This is a genomic window from Salinispora vitiensis (genome assembly GCF_000378825.1).
GTDB classification, from domain to species: Bacteria; Actinomycetota; Actinomycetes; order Mycobacteriales; family Micromonosporaceae; genus Micromonospora; species Micromonospora vitiensis.
The window spans coordinates 2531015-2550171 of record NZ_KB900388.1 but is presented as its reverse complement, the minus strand read 5'-3'; the positions used below and the strand labels follow the sequence as shown (position 1 = coordinate 2550171).

20 protein-coding genes are annotated in these 19157 nt (G+C 71.3%); 13 read left to right on the top strand and 7 right to left on the bottom strand.

Going from position 1 to position 19157, the window contains the following annotated elements:
* The first annotated feature begins 324 nt into the window (after nt 1-324).
* Nucleotides 325-546, top strand: a complete 222-nt coding sequence (locus SALPAC2_RS0111765) for a biotin/lipoyl-binding carrier protein (RefSeq protein WP_018216856.1) — start codon at nt 325-327, stop codon at nt 544-546.
* The gene (locus SALPAC2_RS0111760; protein ID WP_018216855.1) at nt 543-1046 is read left to right on the top strand and encodes a GNAT family N-acetyltransferase; all 504 of its coding nucleotides are present in this window, start codon (nt 543-545) and stop codon (nt 1044-1046) included. The genes SALPAC2_RS0111765 and SALPAC2_RS0111760 overlap by 4 nt, the downstream gene beginning before the upstream one ends.
* Before the next feature lie 13 nt (nt 1047-1059).
* Here SALPAC2_RS0111760 and SALPAC2_RS0111755 read toward each other — a convergent pair whose 3' ends face one another.
* Nucleotides 1060-1650, bottom strand: coding sequence for a TetR/AcrR family transcriptional regulator (locus SALPAC2_RS0111755; protein ID WP_026184651.1), 591 nt, complete (start codon nt 1648-1650; stop codon nt 1060-1062).
* Between the two features lie 103 nt (nt 1651-1753).
* Here SALPAC2_RS0111755 and SALPAC2_RS0111750 point away from each other — a divergent pair, with 103 nt between their 5' ends.
* A complete protein-coding gene (locus SALPAC2_RS0111750; RefSeq protein ID WP_018216853.1) occupies nt 1754-3331 on the top strand; it encodes an MDR family MFS transporter in 1578 nt (525 codons plus the stop codon).
* Between the two features lie 20 nt (nt 3332-3351).
* Here SALPAC2_RS0111750 and SALPAC2_RS0111745 read toward each other — a convergent pair whose 3' ends face one another.
* A complete protein-coding gene (locus SALPAC2_RS0111745) occupies nt 3352-5166 on the bottom strand; it encodes a tetratricopeptide repeat protein (protein ID WP_018216852.1) in 1815 nt (604 codons plus the stop codon).
* A gap of 185 nt (nt 5167-5351) precedes the next feature.
* Here SALPAC2_RS0111745 and SALPAC2_RS0111740 point away from each other — a divergent pair, with 185 nt between their 5' ends.
* Nucleotides 5352-6383 carry an SIS domain-containing protein gene (locus SALPAC2_RS0111740; protein ID WP_018216851.1) on the top strand — a complete coding sequence of 344 codons (1032 nt, stop codon included), beginning with the start codon at nt 5352-5354 and terminating at the stop codon, nt 6381-6383.
* Between the two features lie 25 nt (nt 6384-6408).
* Nucleotides 6409-7935 (top strand): sensor histidine kinase, encoded by a 1527-nt coding sequence (locus SALPAC2_RS0111735; protein ID WP_018216850.1) that lies wholly within the window; start codon nt 6409-6411, stop codon nt 7933-7935.
* 22 nt (nt 7936-7957) lie between these two features.
* Here SALPAC2_RS0111735 and SALPAC2_RS0111730 read toward each other — a convergent pair whose 3' ends face one another.
* Nucleotides 7958-9406 (bottom strand): glycosyltransferase family 39 protein, encoded by a 1449-nt coding sequence (locus SALPAC2_RS0111730; RefSeq protein ID WP_018216849.1) that lies wholly within the window; start codon nt 9404-9406, stop codon nt 7958-7960.
* A gap of 323 nt (nt 9407-9729) precedes the next feature.
* On the opposite strand from SALPAC2_RS0111730, the gene SALPAC2_RS0111725 reads away from it, so the two are divergent.
* Genes SALPAC2_RS0111725 through SALPAC2_RS0111710 form a run of 4 tightly spaced genes read left to right on the top strand, consistent with a single transcriptional unit; the run spans nt 9730 to nt 13104 of the window.
* Nucleotides 9730-11454, top strand: a complete 1725-nt coding sequence (locus SALPAC2_RS0111725) for a nitrite/sulfite reductase (protein ID WP_018216848.1) — start codon at nt 9730-9732, stop codon at nt 11452-11454.
* A complete protein-coding gene (locus SALPAC2_RS27530) occupies nt 11451-11609 on the top strand; it encodes a hypothetical protein (protein ID WP_018216847.1) in 159 nt (52 codons plus the stop codon). The genes SALPAC2_RS0111725 and SALPAC2_RS27530 overlap by 4 nt, the downstream gene beginning before the upstream one ends.
* On the top strand, nt 11606-12361 hold the full coding sequence (locus SALPAC2_RS0111715) for a phosphoadenylyl-sulfate reductase (RefSeq protein ID WP_018216846.1): 756 nt from the start codon (nt 11606-11608) through the stop codon (nt 12359-12361). The genes SALPAC2_RS27530 and SALPAC2_RS0111715 overlap by 4 nt, the downstream gene beginning before the upstream one ends.
* Complete coding sequence (locus SALPAC2_RS0111710; protein ID WP_026184649.1) at nt 12343-13104, top strand: sirohydrochlorin chelatase; 762 nt, start codon at nt 12343-12345, stop codon at nt 13102-13104. The genes SALPAC2_RS0111715 and SALPAC2_RS0111710 overlap by 19 nt, the downstream gene beginning before the upstream one ends.
* 128 nt (nt 13105-13232) lie before the next feature.
* On the opposite strand, the gene SALPAC2_RS0111705 is transcribed toward SALPAC2_RS0111710, so the two are convergent.
* Both SALPAC2_RS0111705 and SALPAC2_RS0111700 read right to left on the bottom strand, forming a co-directional pair.
* Complete coding sequence (locus tag SALPAC2_RS0111705; protein ID WP_025616811.1) at nt 13233-13490, bottom strand: WhiB family transcriptional regulator; 258 nt, start codon at nt 13488-13490, stop codon at nt 13233-13235.
* Nucleotides 13491-13915: 425 nt separating this feature from the next.
* Complete coding sequence (locus SALPAC2_RS0111700; RefSeq protein ID WP_018216844.1) at nt 13916-14866, bottom strand: diacylglycerol/lipid kinase family protein; 951 nt, start codon at nt 14864-14866, stop codon at nt 13916-13918.
* A 42-nt stretch (nt 14867-14908) separates the two neighbouring features.
* Here SALPAC2_RS0111700 and SALPAC2_RS0111695 point away from each other — a divergent pair, with 42 nt between their 5' ends.
* Nucleotides 14909-15298 (top strand): hypothetical protein, encoded by a 390-nt coding sequence (locus tag SALPAC2_RS0111695; protein ID WP_018216843.1) that lies wholly within the window; start codon nt 14909-14911, stop codon nt 15296-15298.
* Nucleotides 15299-15354: 56 nt separating this feature from the next.
* On the opposite strand, the gene SALPAC2_RS0111690 is transcribed toward SALPAC2_RS0111695, so the two are convergent.
* Nucleotides 15355-15756, bottom strand: a complete 402-nt coding sequence (locus tag SALPAC2_RS0111690; RefSeq protein ID WP_018216842.1) for an ATP-binding protein — start codon at nt 15754-15756, stop codon at nt 15355-15357.
* A gap of 139 nt (nt 15757-15895) precedes the next feature.
* Nucleotides 15896-16300 carry a superoxide dismutase, Ni gene (sodN, locus tag SALPAC2_RS0111685; protein WP_018216841.1) on the bottom strand — a complete coding sequence of 135 codons (405 nt, stop codon included), beginning with the start codon at nt 16298-16300 and terminating at the stop codon, nt 15896-15898.
* A 24-nt stretch (nt 16301-16324) separates the two neighbouring features.
* On the opposite strand from sodN, the gene SALPAC2_RS0111680 reads away from it, so the two are divergent.
* The 3 genes from SALPAC2_RS0111680 to SALPAC2_RS0111670 all read left to right on the top strand — a co-directional run bounded on the left by SALPAC2_RS0111680 (nt 16325) and on the right by SALPAC2_RS0111670 (nt 19154).
* On the top strand, nt 16325-16726 hold the full coding sequence (locus SALPAC2_RS0111680; RefSeq protein WP_033661886.1) for a S24/S26 family peptidase: 402 nt from the start codon (nt 16325-16327) through the stop codon (nt 16724-16726).
* A 142-nt stretch (nt 16727-16868) separates the two neighbouring features.
* Nucleotides 16869-18044: an NAD(P)-dependent malic enzyme gene (locus SALPAC2_RS0111675; RefSeq protein ID WP_026184648.1), complete on the top strand. Its 1176-nt coding sequence runs from the start codon at nt 16869-16871 to the stop codon at nt 18042-18044.
* Nucleotides 18045-18191: 147 nt separating this feature from the next.
* Nucleotides 18192-19154: a zinc-binding dehydrogenase gene (locus SALPAC2_RS0111670; protein WP_018216838.1), complete on the top strand. Its 963-nt coding sequence runs from the start codon at nt 18192-18194 to the stop codon at nt 19152-19154.
* Nucleotides 19155-19157 lie beyond the last annotated feature (3 nt).

Genomic DNA, 19157 nt, shown 5'->3' with positions numbered 1-19157 from the left:
CGCTTGCCGTGGTTGGCCGCGCCCTTCTTGCGGGCTTTCTTCTTTCGGGCCTTCTTGGCCATGGTGACCTCCTCGTGCTTCGTGGACGTCGCGGCAGCATGGCCGCCGCAACGGGAAACCGGACGCGTCCGACCCTAGTGCCGCTGCCGCGGACCGGCGGGCCCGGCCCGCGGCGCCGCCCCGGCGAGGAGGCGCGCTGCTTCTCGGAGCGTGTCCGGGCGGTCCTGGCACGGAAGTGGCTGGGATCGGGTCTTGGCGTGGCCACCCGCCCCGACCCGGCTCATGATTGGATACGTCGGCAGGACAGTCGCGAGAGAAAGGGCTGTGGAGATGGCCGAGGAGATCCGCGCCGAGATGGTGGCGAACGTCTGGAAGGTCGTCGCGTCGGCCGGGGACACCGTGTCCGAGGGGGACACGCTGGTGATCCTGGAGTCGATGAAGATGGAGATCCCGGTCGTCAGCGAGTCGGACGGCGTCGTGCAGGAGCTGGCGGTAAACGAGGGGGACGTGGTGCAGGACGGCGACCTGATCGCGGTGATCGGTTGAGTGTCCTGGTCCGTCCCGTCGAGCCGGCTGACCATGCCGCGGTCGCCCGGCTGACAGTCGCCGCCTACGAGGCGGACGGACAGCTCAAGGGGGAGCACGGGTACGCGGCTGTGCTCGCCGACGTCCCGGCTCGGGTTGAGCACGGCGAGGTGCTGGTTGCCGTGGACGCCGGCACCGGCGCCGTGCTCGGGTCGGTCCTCTTCGTGCTGCCCGGTACTCGTTACGCCGAGCTCTCCGGGGCCGGTGAGGCAGAGTTCCGGATGCTCGCCGTGGACCCGGCGGCGCAGGGGCGGGGGGTTGGCGCGGCTCTGGTGGAGGCGTGCGTGGCGCGGGCTACCGAGTTGGGCTGTTCCGCGCTGGTGATCTGCATCCGGGATGGCCTCGCCGCCCCGGCGCAGCGGCTTTATCGGCGGCGGGGGTTCATCCGGGCACCGGAGCTGGACTGGTCGCCGGTGGCCGATGTCCTCCTGCGTGGAATGCGGCTCTCGCTGCCCGCCTGAGCTGGCGGTTGGATTAGCGGGGGTCGTCGGTCGTGGGTGGGCCGATGGCGGTGATGAGTTCGTCGGCCACCTTCAGGGCGACCCCCCGTCGTTCCTGGTCGGTCAGGCCGGGCGCCCGTACCCCGAACCAACTGCTGTGTACGGAGAAGAGCGCGAGGGTGGCCCGGAGTTGGGCCTCGGGGGAGGAGTCGTCGCCGCAGAGCAGGTCGGCCAGCTGGAGCATCCGCTCCCGGATCCGCTGGCCGGCGGTGAGACTCCGTAGCGCGGTCTGGTTCTGCTCGAAGAAGCGCATCACCGACGAGTGTTGCCCGGCGCACATGGTGTCCGCGTACCGACCGATGATGCTCCGTCGGGTGGTCAACGTGGCGGGTTGCGCCTTGGCCCAGGCGACGAGGTCGTCCAGCTGATCGAGGCGGTCCTCGACGAAGCTGTTGACGATCTCGTCTTTGCTCTTGAAGTGGTAATAGAGCGCGGCCTTCGTCACATCGAGCCGCTCGGCGATCTCGCGGAGCGAGGTCTTCTCGTAGCCCTGCTCGGTGAAGAGCTCCAGGGCGACGGTCTTGATCCGTTCCCGCGTGCTGCTGGTGCTCTCCCGCACTGTCATCACCTGACCCGCTTGACTGTCGTCGGCACCCCAACTTACCGTACGGCTAGTAAGCTGGCTAGCCGGTCGGCAAGTAAGCTCACCACCCCGAGGGGAACGACGTATGACCCAGGCAACCCAGACCGCCCCGGCGCTGAGGCCACCGAATATTCGGATCGTGCTCTTCGGCCTGATGATCGCCATGATGCTGGCGATGTTGGACAACATGATCGTCAGCACCGCCCTGCCGAGGATCGTGGGTGAGTTCGGCGGGCTGGACCACTTCACCTGGGTCGTTACCGCCTATGTCCTCGGGACCACCGTCTCCACTCCGATCTGGGGCAAGCTCGGTGATCTCTTCGGCCGGAAGCCGATCTTCCTCACCTCGGTGGTGATCTTCCTGGTCGGGTCCGCGCTCTGCGGTATGGCGGGCTCCGACCTGCTCGGCGGGCCGGATGACGGGATGATGGAGCTGATCGCCTTCCGCGCGGTGCAGGGCCTCGGCGCGGGTGGCCTGATGGTCGGTGTGTTGGCGATCATCGGCGATCTGGTGCCGCCCCGCGAGCGGGGCCGCTACCAGGGGATGATCGCCGGGATCATGGCGATCGCCCTGGTTGCCGGGCCGTTGGTCGGCGGCTTCATCACCGACCACCTCTCCTGGCGCTGGGCCTTCTATGTCAACCTGCCCCTCGGCGGGGCCGCGCTGGTGTTGCTCGTCGCCACCCTGCGGCTGCCCCGGCACCGCACCGCGCACCGAATCGACTGGCTCGGTGCCGCGCTGCTCGCGGTCGGGATCACCGCGATCGTGTTGATCACCACCTGGGGCGGCAACGAGTACGCCTGGCGTTCGCCACAGATCGTTGGCCTGGTGGTTCTCGCGGTGGCGTCGCTCGCCATCTTCGTGCTCGTCGAGCGGCGGGCGGCTGAGCCGGTCCTGCCGCTGTCCCTCTTCGCGAACCGTAACTTCGCGCTGATCTCGGTGATCGGCTTCCTGCTCGGCTTCGCGATGTACGGGGCGATGAGCTTTCTGCCGCTCTACCAGCAGACCGTGCAGGGCGCCTCAGCCACCGAATCCGGGTTGCTGCTGCTGCCGCTGATGTTCGGCATGCTGGTGGTCTCGTTGGTGGTGGGGCGGACGATCACCAGGACCGGCCGGTACCGGGCCTTCCCCATCATCGGCGGTGTGGTGATGAGTGTTGGCATGGTCCTGCTGACGCGGCTCGACGCGCAGACCGAGGTGGCGGAGTCCTCGCTCTACCTCCTCGTGCTCGGCGTCGGCATGGGTTTTCTCATGCAGACGACGATGCTGATCGCGCAGAACAGCGTGGAGCAGCGTGATCTGGGCGCGGCCAGCGGCGCGGCGACCTTCTTCCGGTCGATCGGCGGCTCGTTCGGCATCTCGCTCTTCGGAGCCGTCTTCGCCAGCCGGTTGGCCAGCTCCCCCGCCGGCGGGATGTTCGGTGGCGGTGAGGCCGGGGCGGCGATGGACCTCGCGAAGCTTCGGGAGCTACCGGAGGCGGTCCGGGAACTGGTCCTCGGCGGCCTCGCCGACGCGATCTCGCACGTGTTCCTGTGGGCCCTGCTGTTCACCGTTGTCGTACCGATGTTCGCCTGGCTCATCAGGGAGATTCCGCTGCGTACCGAGAACATCCCGGTGCCGGCCGGCGAGGCGGAGCGCCAGCGCCCGGAGACCCACCGCTGACCTGGCACGGCCCGGCGAGGTCAGCGGCGGCGGAAGATCGTCGTAAGGCCTCGCCAGAGGCGGCGGAGCGGCCCGGTCGCTGCTGGAGTTGGTGGCCGGCCACCGGCCAGGGCCTGGGCCAGCGCTCGGGACTCCGGGGCCAGGTCCGGGGTGGCCAGGGCCAGGTGCGCCAGGGACCGGGCGATCGGGACCGGTCGGGTTCGTGCCACCTCAACCGCATCGGTGAGTCGTTCGGCGACCACCGCGGCGATCTCGGGGCGGACCGTCGGGTCGACCCAGGCGGCGGTGACCAGGGCGAAGAGTGCGGCTTCGGTGGCCCAGTCCTCGACGCCCCAGACCAGGTCCAGCAGGATCGACCGGCGGGTGGAGGTCGGCCACGGCTCGTCGGTGCGGTGGTGCAGCAGCCCGAGGCAGGCCCACACCTGAACGCTGCGGACCCAGAGCGATGGGTCTTGCTCGTCGAGGACCCGGCCCAGCGTGGTCGGTGGGGTCGCCGGCGGATGCGCCAGCAGACCGAGCAGGTCGGTCAGGTCCAGGGTGGCCAGGGCCACGCCGGCGTCGTACGCCGCCGGTGGGTGGGGCCAAGCCGGATGCACGAACTGCCGGAGGTGGTCCGCGGCCAGTGGCGAGGGTGCCTCGATGGCGGGTGTGCCGTCGTGCCGCCACAGGCGCCAGTCCACCGCTCGGCGGGGCTCGCGGGGGTCCGGTCCCGGACCCGGCGCCAGCTGGACGCGCAGGCCGGGCGCGGCCCGGGTGAGGGTGTGTAGGGCGCTCGGCGGTACCGGCGCCCCGAGCCGGATGGTGGCTCCCAGCTGACCGCCGGCATGGTTGGCCCGGAGCACGTCAACGGCGGGGCCGCCGGCCGGCGTGATCTGCCCGAGCCAGGGTTGGCCGGCGCAGGATTCGGCGAGGTCGGTGTGCTCGTGGGAATCCTCGGGGTACTCCCGGATGAAATCCGCCAGGGCGACCAGGTGGGCGACATCGCCGTCGCGCCGGAAGCGCAGCCGCTGTGCGGTGTGCACCGCACAGTCAAACGTCGGGTCCCGGGCGAGTGCCCGGTTGATCCAGTCCAGGGCTTCGTCCAGCCGTCCGTGGTCGCCGAGGGTACCGGCGATGTCGGCATAGACGGCCAGGTCGTCGGGGTCGTGCGCAACGGCACGTTCCAGCGCCGCGAGGGCGTCTGGGATCCGCCCCGCGCTGCGATAGGCGTACCCGAGCCACACCTCGCCGATCTTCGACGGCGTGGTGCGTAACCCCTGGGATGCCCACTGGACGGCGAGCGCTACCTCGCCGAGCCGGCGGGCCAGTGCGGAGGCGGCCCCGAACAGCAGCGCGTGTCCGTGGTGGGCGGTCACCGCATTGCGGGCCAGGGTGAGGTACGGGGTGAGGGCGGCTCGGCTGGCTCGGGGAACCGGGTCGGCGGTCACGGCGCAGATCTGCATGAGAATCTGGGCGGCGCGCTCGGGCCCGAGGCGTTCGGCCAAGTCGGGCGCGGTCACCCAGGGCACCTCGGCCCACGGCTCGGCCGGTGCGTGGCCAGTGGCCGCAACGAGCAGGTCCAACCCCTCGGCGGGCCGGCCGGCGGCGGCGAGTAGGTGGGCCCGGGCGACGACGGTCCCGACGAAGACGTTCTGGTGCAGGGGAAAGAGGTCGAGTCCGTCGCCGGAAACGGCAGCGAGCCGGGCGAGCAACTCGTGGGCCTCGGGGAGGGTTGGCGCCTGCGCCAGCGCCCCCGCGATGTGGGCGGCGGCGTGCGCCAGATCGCCCTCGGCAAGGGCTAGTCGGGCCAGGGTCAGTTCCTCCGCCGCCGGCAGGTCTCGCTTGTCCGGGGACACCTTTTCTCCCGCCGTGGTGGTATGCGCTCCGGTCGGTCAGCGTAGGTGATAGTGAGGATTTTTAGCGATGGTCGCGGGTTGCTGTTCGTTGTGTTGCGCTTCGGCGCTGAAAAGTGCAAGACTGAACACAATCGCGCGGGAATCGCGCACCAGGAGGAGTTTCTGTGACGCGTCCAGGGGCCGGCATGGCCGCCGACATTGACGAGCAGCCGGCGGCGTACGCCCGCCTGCTCTCCGCCGAGCACGCCGGGCCGATCGCCCGGGTCGCCGCCGCCATCGCCGCGCACCGACCGCGGCACGTGGTGTTCACCGCCCGCGGCACCTCAGACCACGCCGCGCTCTACGGCACCTACCTGACCGAGATCCGGTTGGGTCTGCCCGCCGGGCTCGCCTCGCCCAGCTCCATCACGGCCTACGGCGCCCGGCCGGACCTCTCCGCCGCGCTCGTGGTCGGGGTGAGCCAGAGCGGCGGCTCGCCGGACCTCACCGCGGTGCTGCAGGCCGCCCGGAACTCCGGCGCGCTCACCCTCGCGGTCACCAATGCGCCCGACTCGCCGCTGGCCCAGGCGGCGGAGCTGAGCGTGGACATCGCCGCCGGGCATGAACGGGCCGTGGCCGCCACCAAGACGTACACGGCTGAGCTGCTCGCCCTGCTCATGTTGGTGGAGGGCATCCGGGCCGGCGACGGCGTGCTGCCGGCCGCCGAACAGACCGCCCTCAACACGCTGCCGGAGCTCGCCGCGCGTACCCTCGCCGATCCGACGCCGGCCCAGCTCGCCCCCCGCTACCGCTTCGCCGCGCAGCTGGTCACGACCGGCCGGGGGTACGCGTACCCGACCGCGCGCGAGGCCGCGCTGAAGCTGATGGAAACCTCGTACCTACCGACGCTCGCCTTCTCCGGTGCCGATCTGCTGCACGGTCCGCTGGCCATGACCGATCCGGACGTGCCGGTGCTCGCGGTGGTCGGCTCCGGCCCCGGCGGCCAGGCGATGGGGGAGGTGCTGCCACGGCTCGGCGAGCGCCGCGCCGATGTGGTGGTGGTCGGCTCGGCGGAGGTGCCCACCACGACGCGGATCGCCGTTCCCGAGGTTGACGAGCGGTACGCGCCGCTGCTGGACATCCTGCCGCTGCAGCGGCTGGCCCTGTCGCTGGCGTTGGCCCGGGGCGAGAACCCGGACGCGCCCCGCGGCCTGAAGAAGGTCACCGCGACGATGTGAGCCCCGGCGTGGCAGGCTGGGCGGCGTGTCCACGCTGCGCGACCTCGCCGACGAGCACACCCAGCTTCGTCCCGCTGACATCGACCACCTGCACCGGATCGCGGGCGACTGGCAGCTGCTCTCCGACATGTCCTTCGCCGACCTGCTGCTCTGGGTGCCGGTGGGCGAGGACGGAACGTTCCTCTGCGTGGCCCAGGTTCGACCGACCACCGCGCCCACCGCGTACCAGCATGATCAGGTAGGGCGAATCACCGGTGGGCCGGAGGTGGACCACCTGGAGGTCGCCTACCGGCGAGGCCGGATCTGGCGGGAGGGCGATCCGGTCTGGTACGGGGACGTGCCCGCGCGGCACGAGGCGATCCCGGTACGGCTGCGGACCGACGACGGTGAGCAGGCCGAGGTGATCGCCGTGGTCGGCCGGGACACCAACCTGTCGACCGCGCGGACTCCCAGCCAGCTGGAGCTGAACTATCTGACCACGGCGGACGACCTGGCGCAGATGCTCGCCGACGGCACCTTCCCGCCGCCCCGGCACCCGGGGGAGACCACCTCGGCTCCCCGGGTCGGCGACGGGCTGGTCCGGCTGGACGCGGGCGGCAGAGTGACGTATTCGAGCCCGAACGCGCAGTCGGCGTACCGGCGGGTCGGCTACGCCTCGGACCTGGTGGGGGAGGACCTCGCGGCGCTGCACCGGCGCCTCGCCGACGACCCGTTGGAGGGGACCGACGCGGCCAACGCGGCGCTTGCCGCGCTGCGGGGTGAGGCGCCGCCCCGCCGTGAGATCAACGCGCGCGGGGCGACCATGCTGACCCGGGCGCTGCCGCTGATCCCCGCCGGAGTGCCGATCGGCGCGCTGGTGCTGGTCCGCGATGTCACCGAGGTCCGGCGTCGGGACCGGGCGTTGATGACCAAGGACGCCACCATTCGGGAGATCCACCACCGGGTGAAGAACAACCTCCAGACGGTCGCCGCCCTGTTGCGGCTGCAGGCCCGCCGGGTGGCCATGCCGGAGGCGCGGATCGCGCTGGAGGAGTCGGTCCGCCGGGTCGCCTCGATCGCGCTGGTACACGAGACGCTCTCCATGTCCAACGATGAGGTGGTCGAGTTCGACGGGATCGTGGACCGGGTGGCGAGCGCGGCGACCGAGGTGGCGGCGACCGAGTCGACCGTCCGGATGCGCCGTCAGGGCAGCTTCGGCGTGCTCACCGCCGAACTCGCCACCTCGCTGGTGATGGTCCTCAACGAGCTCCTGCTGAACGCCGTCGAGCACGGGTTCCCCGGCGATGACGAGGCTGGTGAGCAGTCCGGAGCCGCCGGCTGCTCCCCCGAGGTCGTGGTCTCGACGCACCGGTTTCGCAAGATCCTGCATGTGTCGGTGGCCGACAACGGTGCTGGGCTGCCGCCGGGCTTCGACGCTGAGCGCGGCGGCAGCCTCGGTCTGCAGATAGTCCGGGCGCTGGTCACCGGGGAACTGCGCGGCACGATCGAGTTGCGGACGAGTGCCAGCGGAGGCACCGAGGCGCTGCTCGTCCTTCCCCTCAACCGGCTGTGACCAGCGGGGAGATCGGCGCCGGCTAGCGGCGTACCAGGGCGACGGTAAGGCCCGGGGGGTGCCAGATCCGCTCGACCATCCGCCCGTCGCGCAGCGCCGCCCCCTTCGGGCCGGGTACGGCGGCCAGCGGGTCGTGGTGCCGACCGGCCAGCACCAGCCAGACCCGGTCCGCGTTAGCCAGACACTGGGCCGGGCGGGCACACTCGGCGGCCCACAGGTCACCCCGGCGGGCCGCACTGGCGGTGAGCAGTACGTCCTGGGGAATGTGGTCGCCCAGGTGATAGGCCAGGCCCAAATCGAGGAAGAGCCAGCCCTCCCGGGGCGAGTAGACGATCGCGTCGGTGGGGCGCTGTCCAGCCGCCACGATCTGGGCCGCCCCGGCGTAGTCGACCGGCGCCGAACGGGGCCACTCGTGGGTCCGCCGGAGCGCCGCCTGGGCCGGCAGGCCGAGCGCCCCGGCCAGGGCCACGACGGTCAGCGCCGGTAGCAACGGCACCCGGGCCAGGGCGGCACCGGCCAGCAGGCAGCCGAACGGCACCACGAAGACCAGGTATCGGGGTACCCAGAGGGGGACAACCGCGCCGACGGCGAAGACCAGCAGCACCGGCAGGAGCACGGCCAACCCGGGCAGCAGCGCCGACCGTCCCAATGCTGCGGCGCCGAGTGCGGCGAGCCCGACCAGCAGGCCGCCGACCACCCCGCTCTGCGTCACCCCGCCGGCCAAGGCGGCGAGATCGGCGGGGCGGGCCGGGTCCACCCAGTCGAGTTGGCGGGCGTGCTGGCCGTGGGCGACCCAGAGCAGCGGACCGACCAACAGCACCACGGGAACGAGCGCCAGCAGCCAGGACCCGACGAGGTGTCGGTCGGGGTGCCGGCGCCGGGCGGCGAGCACCACCACCGCGTGGGCCGGGAGCAGGGTGAGGGCGACCAGGTGGGTCAGGCCCAGCGCGGCCAGCGCCGCGGCGTACCCGGCCCAGCGGAGCCAACGACGGGTCGATTGTCCCGTCGGCCGCGGGTTCACGGCAGTGACGAGCAGCAGCGTCGCCAGGACCGCGAGGGCGGTGGCCAGCGCGTACGGGCGGGCCTCCTGTCCGTACCGGGAGGTGCTGGGAAGCACCGCGAAGAGGAGGCCGGCGAGCAGTCCGGCCGACCGACCGTACAGCCGGGCGCCGAGGAGTGCGGTCAGGGCCGCGGTGGCGGTCATGGCGAGTACGGCCGGCAGCCGCAGGGCGGCCACCGAATCGCCCGCTCCGGCCACCCAGATCTGCATCAGCAGGTAGTACGGCCCGGTGGCGGCGTCGATCGTGTCGGCGAGCCGGACCAGGTCGCCGAGCGGGCGGGTGGCCGCGCTCCACGTCGCCAATTCATCTCGCCAGAGCTGTGCCCCGGCCACGTCGGTGAGGGTGACCGCGAGCGTCAGCAGCGCCGGCGGCAGCCACACCGGCAGCTGCGGCACGGTTCGCGTGCCCATGCCGCTGAGCCTCGCACAGCGGCGGGCCCACCGGGGCCGGACCGGAGCACCGCCGACCGTGATGTGGGATGCCGCACCCGAACCTTGGCTGCTCCGGTGACGACGTGGCAGCATAATGGAATGGCTGCCGCCGTTGTCCGCTACTTCGTGGCCCGTCGCCACCTCGACTTCGGCCGCATGCGCAGCGCGATCTGTCCGGCCCACTGACGACGCCCGACCCAGCTGTCTCGGGCACGCTGCGCCGGCTGATCCGCCCCAGCCCAACCCGTCGTGCCGGGGCCGGCCACCGCGCTCGGCGCAGCGGCCACGAGGCACCCCAGACAATGGAGGAAGCCACGATGGCGCTGCGCAATCCGGCCCGGCCCGAGGATCCGATACCCCAGTCGGACCGGGCCCCCCGCCGTCCCCGCGGGGAGGGCCAGTGGGCTCTCGGCCACCACGAGCCGCTCAACGCCAACGAGCGGATCAAGAAGGACGACGACCCACTCAACGTCCGGGCCCGGATCGAGAACATCTACGCCCACCAGGGCTTCGCCTCGATCGACCCGCAGGACCTGCGGGGTCGGTTCCGTTGGTGGGGGCTGTACACGCAACGCAGGGCCGGCATCGACGGTGGGCGTACCGCCGTGCTGGAGCCGCACGAGCTTGAGGACGAGTTCTTCATGCTCCGGGTGCGGATCGACGGCGGGCAGCTCTCCGTGGCCCAGCTCCGGGTGGTGGCCGAGATCTCCCGCGAGTTCGCCCGGGACACCGCCGACCTCACCGACCGGCAGAACATCCAGTACCACTGGATCCGGGTCGAGGACATGCCGGAGATCTGGCGTCGACTGGAGTCCGTCGGCCTGCAGACCACCGAGGCCTGCGGGGACTGCCCCCGGATCGTGCTCGGTAGCCCGGTCGCCGGCGTAGCCCAGGACGAGGTGATCGATCCGACGCCGGCGATCGACGAGATCGTCCGCCGTTACGTCGGCGACAAGCAGTACGCCAACCTGCCTCGCAAGTTCAAGTCCTCGATCTCCTGGCTGGTGGACACGCCGTACGAGACGAACGACATCGCCCTGCTCGGGGTGGTGCATCCCGAGCACGGACCCGGCTTCGATCTCTGGGTCGGTGGCGGCCTCTCCACGAACCCGATGCTCGCCCAGCGGCTGGGCGTCTGGGTGCCGTTGCACGAGGTGCCGGACGTGTGGGCGGGGGTGGTGGGCATCTTCCGCGACTACGGGTACCGGCGGCTGCGCCACCGTGCCCGGCTGAAGTTCCTGGTCGCCGACTGGGGGGTGGCGAAGTTCCGGGAGGTGCTGGAGCAGGAGTACCTGGGCCGGGCCCTGCTGGACGGACCGTCGGCCGAGCTGCCGGCGCAACAGATCGACCACATCGGGGTGCACGAGCAGCGTGACGGGCGTAACTACGTCGGGGCCGCTGCGACGGTCGGCCGGGTCTCGGGTAGCCAGCTCACCCGCCTCGCCGACGTGGCCGAGGCGCACGGCAGCGACCGCGTCCGGCTGACCCCGTACCAGAAGCTGTTGGTGTTGGACGTGCCGCCGGACCGGACGGAGTCCCTGGTCGAGGCGCTGGGTGAGATCGGCCTGTCGGCTCGGCCATCGGCGTGGCGGCGGGGCGCCATGGCCTGCACCGGCCTCGAGTTCTGCAAGCTGGCCATCGTCGAGACCAAGGCGCGGGGCGCGGAGTTGGTGGCGCGGCTGGAGGAGCGGCTGCGGGACTTCGACGCCGACATCACCATCCACCTCAACGGCTGCCCGAACGCGTGCGCCCGTACCCAGGTCGCCGACATCGGCCTCCGCGGCCAGCTGATGGTCGGCGCGGACGGCCGCCAGGTGGAGGGCTTCCAGGTGCATCTCGGCGGTGGTCTGGGCATGGCGCAGGACCGGGCCGCGGGGTTCGGCCGCAAGCCGCGGGGCCTGAAGGTCACGGCGGCGGAGCTTCCGGAGTACGTGGAGCAGCTGGCTCGGCGCTACCTGGCTGGGCGTACCGACGGCGAGACGTTTGCCAGTTGGGTGCTCCGGGCGGACGAGGGGGAGCTGCGATGAGTGACACCCGTTCCGCCCCGCTGTACTGCCCGTACTGCGGGGAGGAGGACCTGCGGCCGAACGAGGCGGGGCACGGCGGTTGGGAGTGCCACGCCTGCGCCCGGGTCTTCACCGTACGGCTGCAGGGCCTGTTGGCGAAGGCGGTGCTCCGGTGAGTGGTCTGCGCTGGGCGGCCGATCTGGGCCTGGTCGGGGCCGGCGAACCGGCCGCCGCCGAACTGAACCGGCGGGAGTTGCGCACCTTGGCGGAGGAGGCTGGCCGGGACCTGGCGGGCGCCCCCGCGCTGGAGGTGGCCCGGTGGGCGGCCGAGACGTTCGGTGACCGGCTCTGTGTCACCAGTTCGATGGCCGACGCGGTGCTCGTACACCTGTTCTCTCGGGTCGCACCCGGCGTTGACGTGGTCTTCCTGGACACCGGGCTGCACTTCCCGGAGACGCTCAAGGTTCGGGACCAGGTCGCCCGCACGATGCCGGTGAACGTCCGTTCGATCCGACCCCGGCTGACCGTCGGCCAGCAGGACGGCGAGTACGGGCCGCGGCTGTTCCACCGTTCCCCGGATGACTGCTGCCAGCTGCGCAAGGTGGAGTCGCTGGAGCGGGCCTTGGTCGGCTACGACGCGTGGGCCGCCGGGCTGCGCCGGGACGAGTCGCCGTCCCGGGCGAACACCCCGGTGGTGACCTTCGACGCGGGGCGGGGCAAGGTGAAGATCAACCCGATCGTGGCGTGGACGCAAGCCGATGTGGAGACCTACATCTCCCGTTGGGATGTGCCGGTCAACGAGCTGTTCGGCCGCTCCTACAGCTCGGTCGGCTGCTGGCCCTGCACCGGGCGGACGAAGGCTGGGGAGGATCCCCGGGCTGGCCGGTGGGCGATGTTTGAGAAGGCCGAGTGCGGCCTGCACGGTTGAGCGGGACCGGGGGCGACGGAGATCCGGTGCTCCTGGTCGCGCATGGCAGTCGGGACCCGCGGGCCGCCGCGGCGACGCGGGCGCTGGCTGCGGCGGTGTCCGCCGCTCGGCCTGGCCGGCGGGTGGTGCCGAGCTGGCTGGACCACACCCGGCCCGGCCCCACGGAGGCGCTACGGGAGTTGGTTGGCGCTGGTTTTCACCGGGTGGTGCTGGTGCCGCTGCTGCTGACCGCCGCGTTTCACCGGCGGGTGGACATCCCGGAGGCCGTTGCGGCGGTCCGTCAGACGGTTCCCGAGCTGGCGGTACGGGTGACCGACGTGCTCGGTCCCGCTGCCCGGGCGGTCGATCCGGCGTTGTTGGCCGGGCTGCGCCGTCGGCTGCTCGAGGCCGAGCCGGGGGGCTACGACGGGTTGGTGCTGGCCGCTGCGGGCACCCGGGATCCGGTCGGGCGTGCCTCGGTGGGGCGGGTGGCGGCATCGCTGGGGGCGGCCCTGGCCGTTCCGACCCGGGTTTCCTATGCCTCGGCTGCCCCGCCCGCCGCTGGGGTGGCGGTGACCCGCCTGCGCGTACGGGGCGCGCGACGGGTGGCGGTGGCCGCGTATTTTCTGGCGCCCGGGTTGTTCCATGACGCGGTGGCCGTCTCGGCCCGGCAGGCCGGTGCGGTGGCGGTGGCGGCTCCGCTCGCCGATGCTCCCGAGCTGGTTGACCTGGTCCTTCGCCGGGTTGACGCGGTGTCGGACTAGGCCCTGTTGTGGTGTCGCCCCGCTGGTGGCGGGGTCTTGGTGGTGGCGGGGTCCCGGTTGACACCCCGCCGGGCAGCGAAACACCCCGGCGGTCGAGCCGACCGGGGCGTTTCGCTTTCGGCTGGTGGTCAGGCGGTGTGAGCGCGCAGCACCCGGAGGCCGCCGCGACGCTTGACGGCGCGCCGCTCCTCCTCGCTCATCCCGCCCCAGACGCCTGCGTCCTGGCCGGACTCGAGGGCCCACTGCAGGCACTGGTCCGTCACCGGGCAGCGCCGGCAGACGGCTTTGGCCTGCTCCACCTGCAGGAGGGCCGGACCGGACGTCCCGATCGGGAAGAACAGCTCGGGGTCCTCGTCGCGGCAGACAGCATGGTGGCGCCAGTCCATGGCGGCAACACTCCTCATTCTGGATGGGTGGCAGATGGCTTGCTATATGCATCCGCAGCGCCGGCCGTAACGGTTCGCGCCCGGCTTGCTGGCAGTGCGTGAGCAGGCTGTTGGCTCCGTCGACCTACTGGATCCGCTCATTCTGCTGAGCGAATCCAGGTGATGTCCCGGAAACTCAAGTCGCTTGTGAATACTTTCACGAACGCTCGCGATGTCAAGGGTGACGCTCCGGAAAACTTCACGCGGTGAGCAAGCCCACAACCAGTTTGTCCTGATTTGCCCGAGGCTCCGGATACTCGGAGTACCACAGTCGGGGATCAATATAGTACGGCGGCACTGATTTCGCTGACATTTCCGTCACTCACCCCAACGTGGCGCCAATCGTCATCGGACGGGCCGGCTCAACCGAGGGGAGTACCCGAGGACTAGCAGATTACTCGCACTGCTGCGGGTGTGGCGGTGAATTCAACTTTTTCGCGCTCGCCCAGATACTCACCGTCGAGCTGGAACGCCTGTGGGTGACGGGCGATCAAGGTGAACTCGGTCAGGTCGTGGAGGCGGAGTACCTGTTTGCCACGCGGACCCGGTGTTCGGCCGAAGAATTGAGTGATCGTCCGTGTTGTGCTGGTCACCCGGAGCTGCCGCAGTGCGAAAGCGTCTAGGCCGAGGTCGAACGATGCCTCCGGATTCGGGTTCACCTCCCGGTCGCCGAGGTACGTCCAGGGTGCGGTGTTCTGGACGATCACGGTGGCGAGCTGCTCCTCGGTGGGTTCGTCCGGCCGCTGGAGGGCGATGGCGGGGTGTCGGCGGTCCGAGGCGAGGAAGTACTGGGCCAGGGTTGATCGGAAGTACAGGCCGGGCGTGGAGACCTCCCCGCGCCGGCGGGACCGTTCCACCCGGTGGATCACCGCGGCGTCAACTCCGAAGCCGGCGCAGAAGGTGAAGTAGCGCTCATCCGCCCGGCCCAGGCCGATGGTGCGGTGCCGGTTTAGCCGCAGCCCTTCCAGGATCATGCTGGTGCTGTCCGGCCACTCCCGGGGTAGGCCGAGAGCGCGGGCGAAGACGTTCGTCGAACCGCCCGGCACGGTTGCCAGGGCGGGCAACTGCTCGGCCGGCGTCCTCCCGGTCGGCCCTGTCGTCGGCAGCGCGGACATCAGCCCGTTGACGACCTCGTTGACCGTGCCATCGCCACCGAGCGTGACGACCAGGTCAACGCCCTCCTCGGCCGCCTGGCGGGCCAGGGTCGTGGCGTGCCCCCGGTGTCGGGTGTAGCGCACCGACAGATCGACTTCACTGCGTAGCGCCCGGACCAGGACATCCCGGCTGCGCTCGCTGGTGGTGGTGGCCTTGGGGTTGACCACCAGGACGGCCCGCATGGGCGGCACTGTACCGCGTGACGGCATCGGTATCGTGGTCGCGTGACGATCGCCTCCAACCAGATACCCGGCCCGCTCCGCTGGGCCGTCCTTACGCTGCGTGGTGAGGCGGGCGCCGTCGGTCTGATCGCTGGCTGGCTGCTCTGGGCAAACCTCACGGCGCCCAGCGTTGACCTGACATCGGCGCTGCTGTTGACGGTGTTCGCCGCTGGTGTGGCAGCCGCGCTCTGGGCGCTGGGCGGGGCGCTCGCCCGGTGTCGGGCGGGCGCCCGAGCTCCGGCGATCGTGCTTCAGCTCATGCTGTTGCCGATCGGATGGTTCATGATCCAGGGCGGGCTTGGTTGGCTGGGCGGGCCACTGATGGCACTGGGCCTCGGCGTCACCGCCCTGCTGCTCAGTACCCCGACGACCCGTGCCCTCGGCTTCGAGTAAGGGCGTTTTCGAGTGCGGGCGCTGGCAGCCGTCGGTCCTGGCGGGTGCGGCGCGACCTAGCCGGCGACGCGACGGGTCAGCAGGGAGATGGTCGCGCGATCGTTGTCAGTGGTAGCGGCGGCCGAGGTGGTCAGGGCGGTGAGCACCCTCCAGGCAAAGGAGGACTCGGCCGGCAGTCGCGCACCGCGGGAGGTTGGCACCGTGACATCGACGGCGAGGGCATCGTCGGTTACGGAGAACCGGCACTCCAACTCGGCGTGCTGGGTGGCGACCGAAAGCAGCATGGCGCAGGCCTCGTCGACCGCGATGCGGAGATCCTCGATCTCGTCGAGGGCGAACTGCAGCCGGGCCGCGAGCCCGGCGGTGGCCGTGCGGAGCACGCTCAGGTAGCCGCCGTCCGCGGGCACGGTGAGGTGCACCACGTCGTCGCTGGTGGGTTGGCTGGTCGTCGGAGTCACGCGTCATCCCCCCGGGACGCCCGTTACCCGGATCGGGGATGGCGGCCCGCCAGGGAACTCTACCCGGTACCCCGACGCAGCCACCACGGCGACGGCCGGCGCCTCCGCGGACGCGCCGGCCGTCGCCGTGCCGTTTCACCTACGCCTTCTTGGTCTCCCAGAAGATCTTCGAGATCTCGTCGATCTTCTGCAGCAACTCGTCGGCCTTCGCCGGGTCGGTCGCGCCCTTGGCGCCGGCCGCGCCGGCCAGCTTGGTGGCCTCGTTGAAGAGCTGGTGCAGGTGCGGGTACTTCTCGAAGTGAGCCGGCTTGAAGTAGTCGGTCCACAGCACCCACAGGTGGTGCTTCACCAGCTCGGCCCGCTGCTCCTTGATCAGGATGGCCCGGGTGCGGAACTCCGGGTCGGTGTTGGCCTGGTACTTCTCGCAGATCATTTTCACCGACTCGGCCTCGATCCGGGCCTGTGCCGGGTCGTAGACGCCGCAGGGCAGGTCGCAGTGGGCGCTGGCGGTCACTCGGGGGGTGAGGATGCGTGGAAGTCGCATCAGGAGCCTCCTGGGAAGTTTGCGATGATCGAGCACGACATTACTTGGAGGCCGTACCCGGTGGAGGTGAACGGCATGCCCCCGTTCCCGCCGTGCCCGGCGCCGGGTGCCCGGTGGACGCTCTCCGCCGTCCTGGTGACGGGCCCCTCGATGGCGCCGACCCTGCGGCACGGCGACGCGGTACTGGTACGCCGGGGGGAACGCGGAATCCGGGCCGGTGACGTGGTGGTCGCGGTTTTTCGGAGTCGCCCCGACCTGCTGGTGGTCAAGCGGGCGATCGGTCCGACCGCGGAGGGCTGGTGGCTCGTGGGCGACAACCCGTTGATCACTGACGACTCACGGGCGTACGGTGGGGCGGACATCTGGGGGCGGGTGGTGGCGCGCTACTGGCCGCGGCCTCGGCTGCTGCGCCGCCATGGAGTATGACCCTACTCACATCCGGGCGGCATGCGCCGCACTATGCTCGGCAGGTGTCCCGGGTGACCCCCATGCCTAGCGCCGCCGGTCAACGCCCACCTCGCGCCCGGACCGGCTGGTCCAGCTGTATCGACAGATCCTGGAGTCACCAATGTCATCGTCCACTGTGGACCCCGCGGACCCGGTCTTCCAACTGCATCAGGGCGGGAAGCTGGCCGTCGCCTCGACCGTCCCGCTGAACAGCCGGGAAGACCTCTCCCTGGCGTACACCCCGGGGGTGGCCCGGGTCTGTGCGGCGATCGCCGCCGACCCCCGGCACGCTGATGACTACACCTGGGCCGGGCACACGGTCGCGGTCGTCACCGACGGCTCCGCCGTGCTGGGGCTCGGCAACATCGGCCCACACGCCGCCCTGCCGGTCATGGAGGGCAAGGCCGTGCTCTTCAAGCAGTTCGGTGGGGTGGACGCGGTGCCGATCTGTCTGAACACGCAGGACGTGGACGAGATCGTGGCAGCGGTACGGGCTCTCGCCCCCTCCTTCGGCGGCATCAACCTGGAGGACATCAGCGCGCCGCGCTGCTTCGAGGTCGAGCGGCGCCTCGACGAGGCGCTGGACATCCCGGTCTTCCACGATGACCAGCACGGCACCGCGATCGTCGTGCTCGCCGCACTCCGCAATGCGGCGGTGCTGCTCAGCCGAAAGCTCGGCGACCTTCGGGTGGCGATCAGTGGCGCGGGCGCCGCCGGGGTGGCGGTGACCAAGATGCTCGTCGCCGGCGGAGTCAACCCGGACCAGGTGGTGGTCTGTGACTCCCGGGGCATCATCGGGCCGCACCGCGAAGGTCTCACCAGTGCCAAGGCCGAGCTGGCGGAGCTGACCAACGGTTCCGGCCGGCGGGGCGACGTGGCCGAGGCGCTGCGCGGCGCCGATGTGCTGATCGGGGTCTCCGGTGGCCAGATCCCCGAGGCGGCGGTGGCCGGCATGGCTCCGGGTGGGATCGTCTTCGCGCTGGCCAACCCCACCCCCGAGGTGCAGCCGGAGGTGGCCGCCCGGCACGTCGCGGTGGTCGCCACCGGTCGAAGCGACCACCCCAACCAGATCAACAATGTGCTCGCCTTCCCCGGTGTCTTCCGCGGGGCACTGGACGCAAGGGCCACCCGGGTCACCGACGGCATGAAGGTGGCAGCGGCGGACGCGATTGCCGGGGTAGTGGCCGACTCGCTCACCCCCGAGGCGATCGTCCCGTCACCACTCGACCCGCGGGTCGCCCCCGCGGTGGCCGAGGCGGTCGCGGAGGCCGCACGCCGCGGCGGCGTAACCCGATAGCCGCCGCGGCAGGGTTGCCCGATAGCCCCCGCGGCGGGGCTGTCCGATAGCCGCCGCGGCGGGGTTCGCGCGGCGCGGTGGCGCAACCCCGACGTGTGGCCTGGCACACGCCAATGGGCCTTCTGGTCGCCCGCCCGGGTTGTTACCGTGCCGATCATGCGTGCCGCCTTCGCCTCCCGCTTCGACGACGCCAACCCGCTCGCCGCGCTCACCGTGGGCGAGCGGCCGGAACCCGCGCACCACGGCGACGACTGGGTGACCATCCAGGTCACCGCCAGCTCGCTCAATCACCACGATCTCTGGTCGCTGCGCGGCGTCGGACTACGCGCGGAGCAGCTGCCGATGATCCTGGGCTGCGACGCGGCCGGCGTTGACCCGGCCGGCAACCCGGTGGTTGTCTACCCGGTGCTCCCCACCCCGAGCGATCCCCGCCGGGTCTCGATTCTCTCCGAGCACTTCCCGGGCACGCTGGCCGAACGGGTCGCCGTACCCCGGGCGAATCTGCTGCCGCTGCCGGCGGGTCTGGCGGCGACCGATGCCGCCTGCCTGCCCACCGCCTGGCTGACCGCGTGGCGGATGCTCACCACCCGGGGCCGGGTGGACGAGGCCGCCGCCGTGCTGGTGCAGGGGGCGGGAGGAGGCGTGGCCACCGCGGCCGTCGCGCTCGCCGCCGCGATGGGTAAGCGGGTCTACGCGACCAGCCGGGACGCCGCCAAGCGGGAGCGGGTCGCGGCGCTCGGCGCCACCGCCGTCGAACCGGGCGCCCGGCTGCCGGAGCGGGTGGACCTGGTGATCGAGACAGTCGGTGCCGCGACCTTCGACCACTCGCTGAAGTCAGCCGCGCCGATGGCCCGGATCGTGGTCTCCGGCGCTACCGCCGGACACGAACCCACCGTCAACCTGCGCCGGGTCTTCGCCATGCAGCTGGAGATCCTCGGCACCTCCATGGGCACCCCGGACGAGCTGGCCGCGCTGCTGGCCTTCTGCGCCGAGCGGGGGCTGCGCCCGGTGGTGGACCGGGTGGTGCCCTTCACCGTGGTCGAGGAGGCCTTCGCCCGCCTGCACTCCGGCGACGTCTTTGGCAAGGTGGTCGTCGACCACCTTGCCTGAGCG

Excerpts from the sequence above, each read along its gene's own strand:
- SALPAC2_RS0111705 (WP_025616811.1), bottom strand. The coding sequence starts at position 13,490 with ATGGACTGGCGCCACCATGCTGTCTGCCGCGACGAGGACCCCGAGCTG.
- SALPAC2_RS0111700 (WP_018216844.1), bottom strand. The coding sequence starts at position 14,866 with ATGCGGGCCGTCCTGGTGGTCAACCCCAAGGCCACCACCACCAGCGAG.
- SALPAC2_RS0111740 (WP_018216851.1), top strand. The coding sequence starts at position 5,352 with ATGGCCGCCGACATTGACGAGCAGCCGGCGGCGTACGCCCGCCTGCTC.
- SALPAC2_RS0111730 (WP_018216849.1), bottom strand. The coding sequence starts at position 9,406 with ATGGGCACGCGAACCGTGCCGCAGCTGCCGGTGTGGCTGCCGCCGGCG.
- SALPAC2_RS0111725 (WP_018216848.1), top strand. The coding sequence starts at position 9,730 with ATGGAGGAAGCCACGATGGCGCTGCGCAATCCGGCCCGGCCCGAGGAT.
- SALPAC2_RS0111680 (WP_033661886.1), top strand. The coding sequence starts at position 16,325 with ATGATCGAGCACGACATTACTTGGAGGCCGTACCCGGTGGAGGTGAAC.
- SALPAC2_RS27530 (WP_018216847.1), top strand. The coding sequence starts at position 11,451 with ATGAGTGACACCCGTTCCGCCCCGCTGTACTGCCCGTACTGCGGGGAG.
- SALPAC2_RS0111675 (WP_026184648.1), top strand. The coding sequence starts at position 16,869 with ATGTCATCGTCCACTGTGGACCCCGCGGACCCGGTCTTCCAACTGCAT.
- sodN (WP_018216841.1), bottom strand. The coding sequence starts at position 16,300 with ATGCGACTTCCACGCATCCTCACCCCCCGAGTGACCGCCAGCGCCCAC.
- SALPAC2_RS0111750 (WP_018216853.1), top strand. The coding sequence starts at position 1,754 with ATGACCCAGGCAACCCAGACCGCCCCGGCGCTGAGGCCACCGAATATT.
- SALPAC2_RS0111755 (WP_026184651.1), bottom strand. The coding sequence starts at position 1,650 with ATGACAGTGCGGGAGAGCACCAGCAGCACGCGGGAACGGATCAAGACC.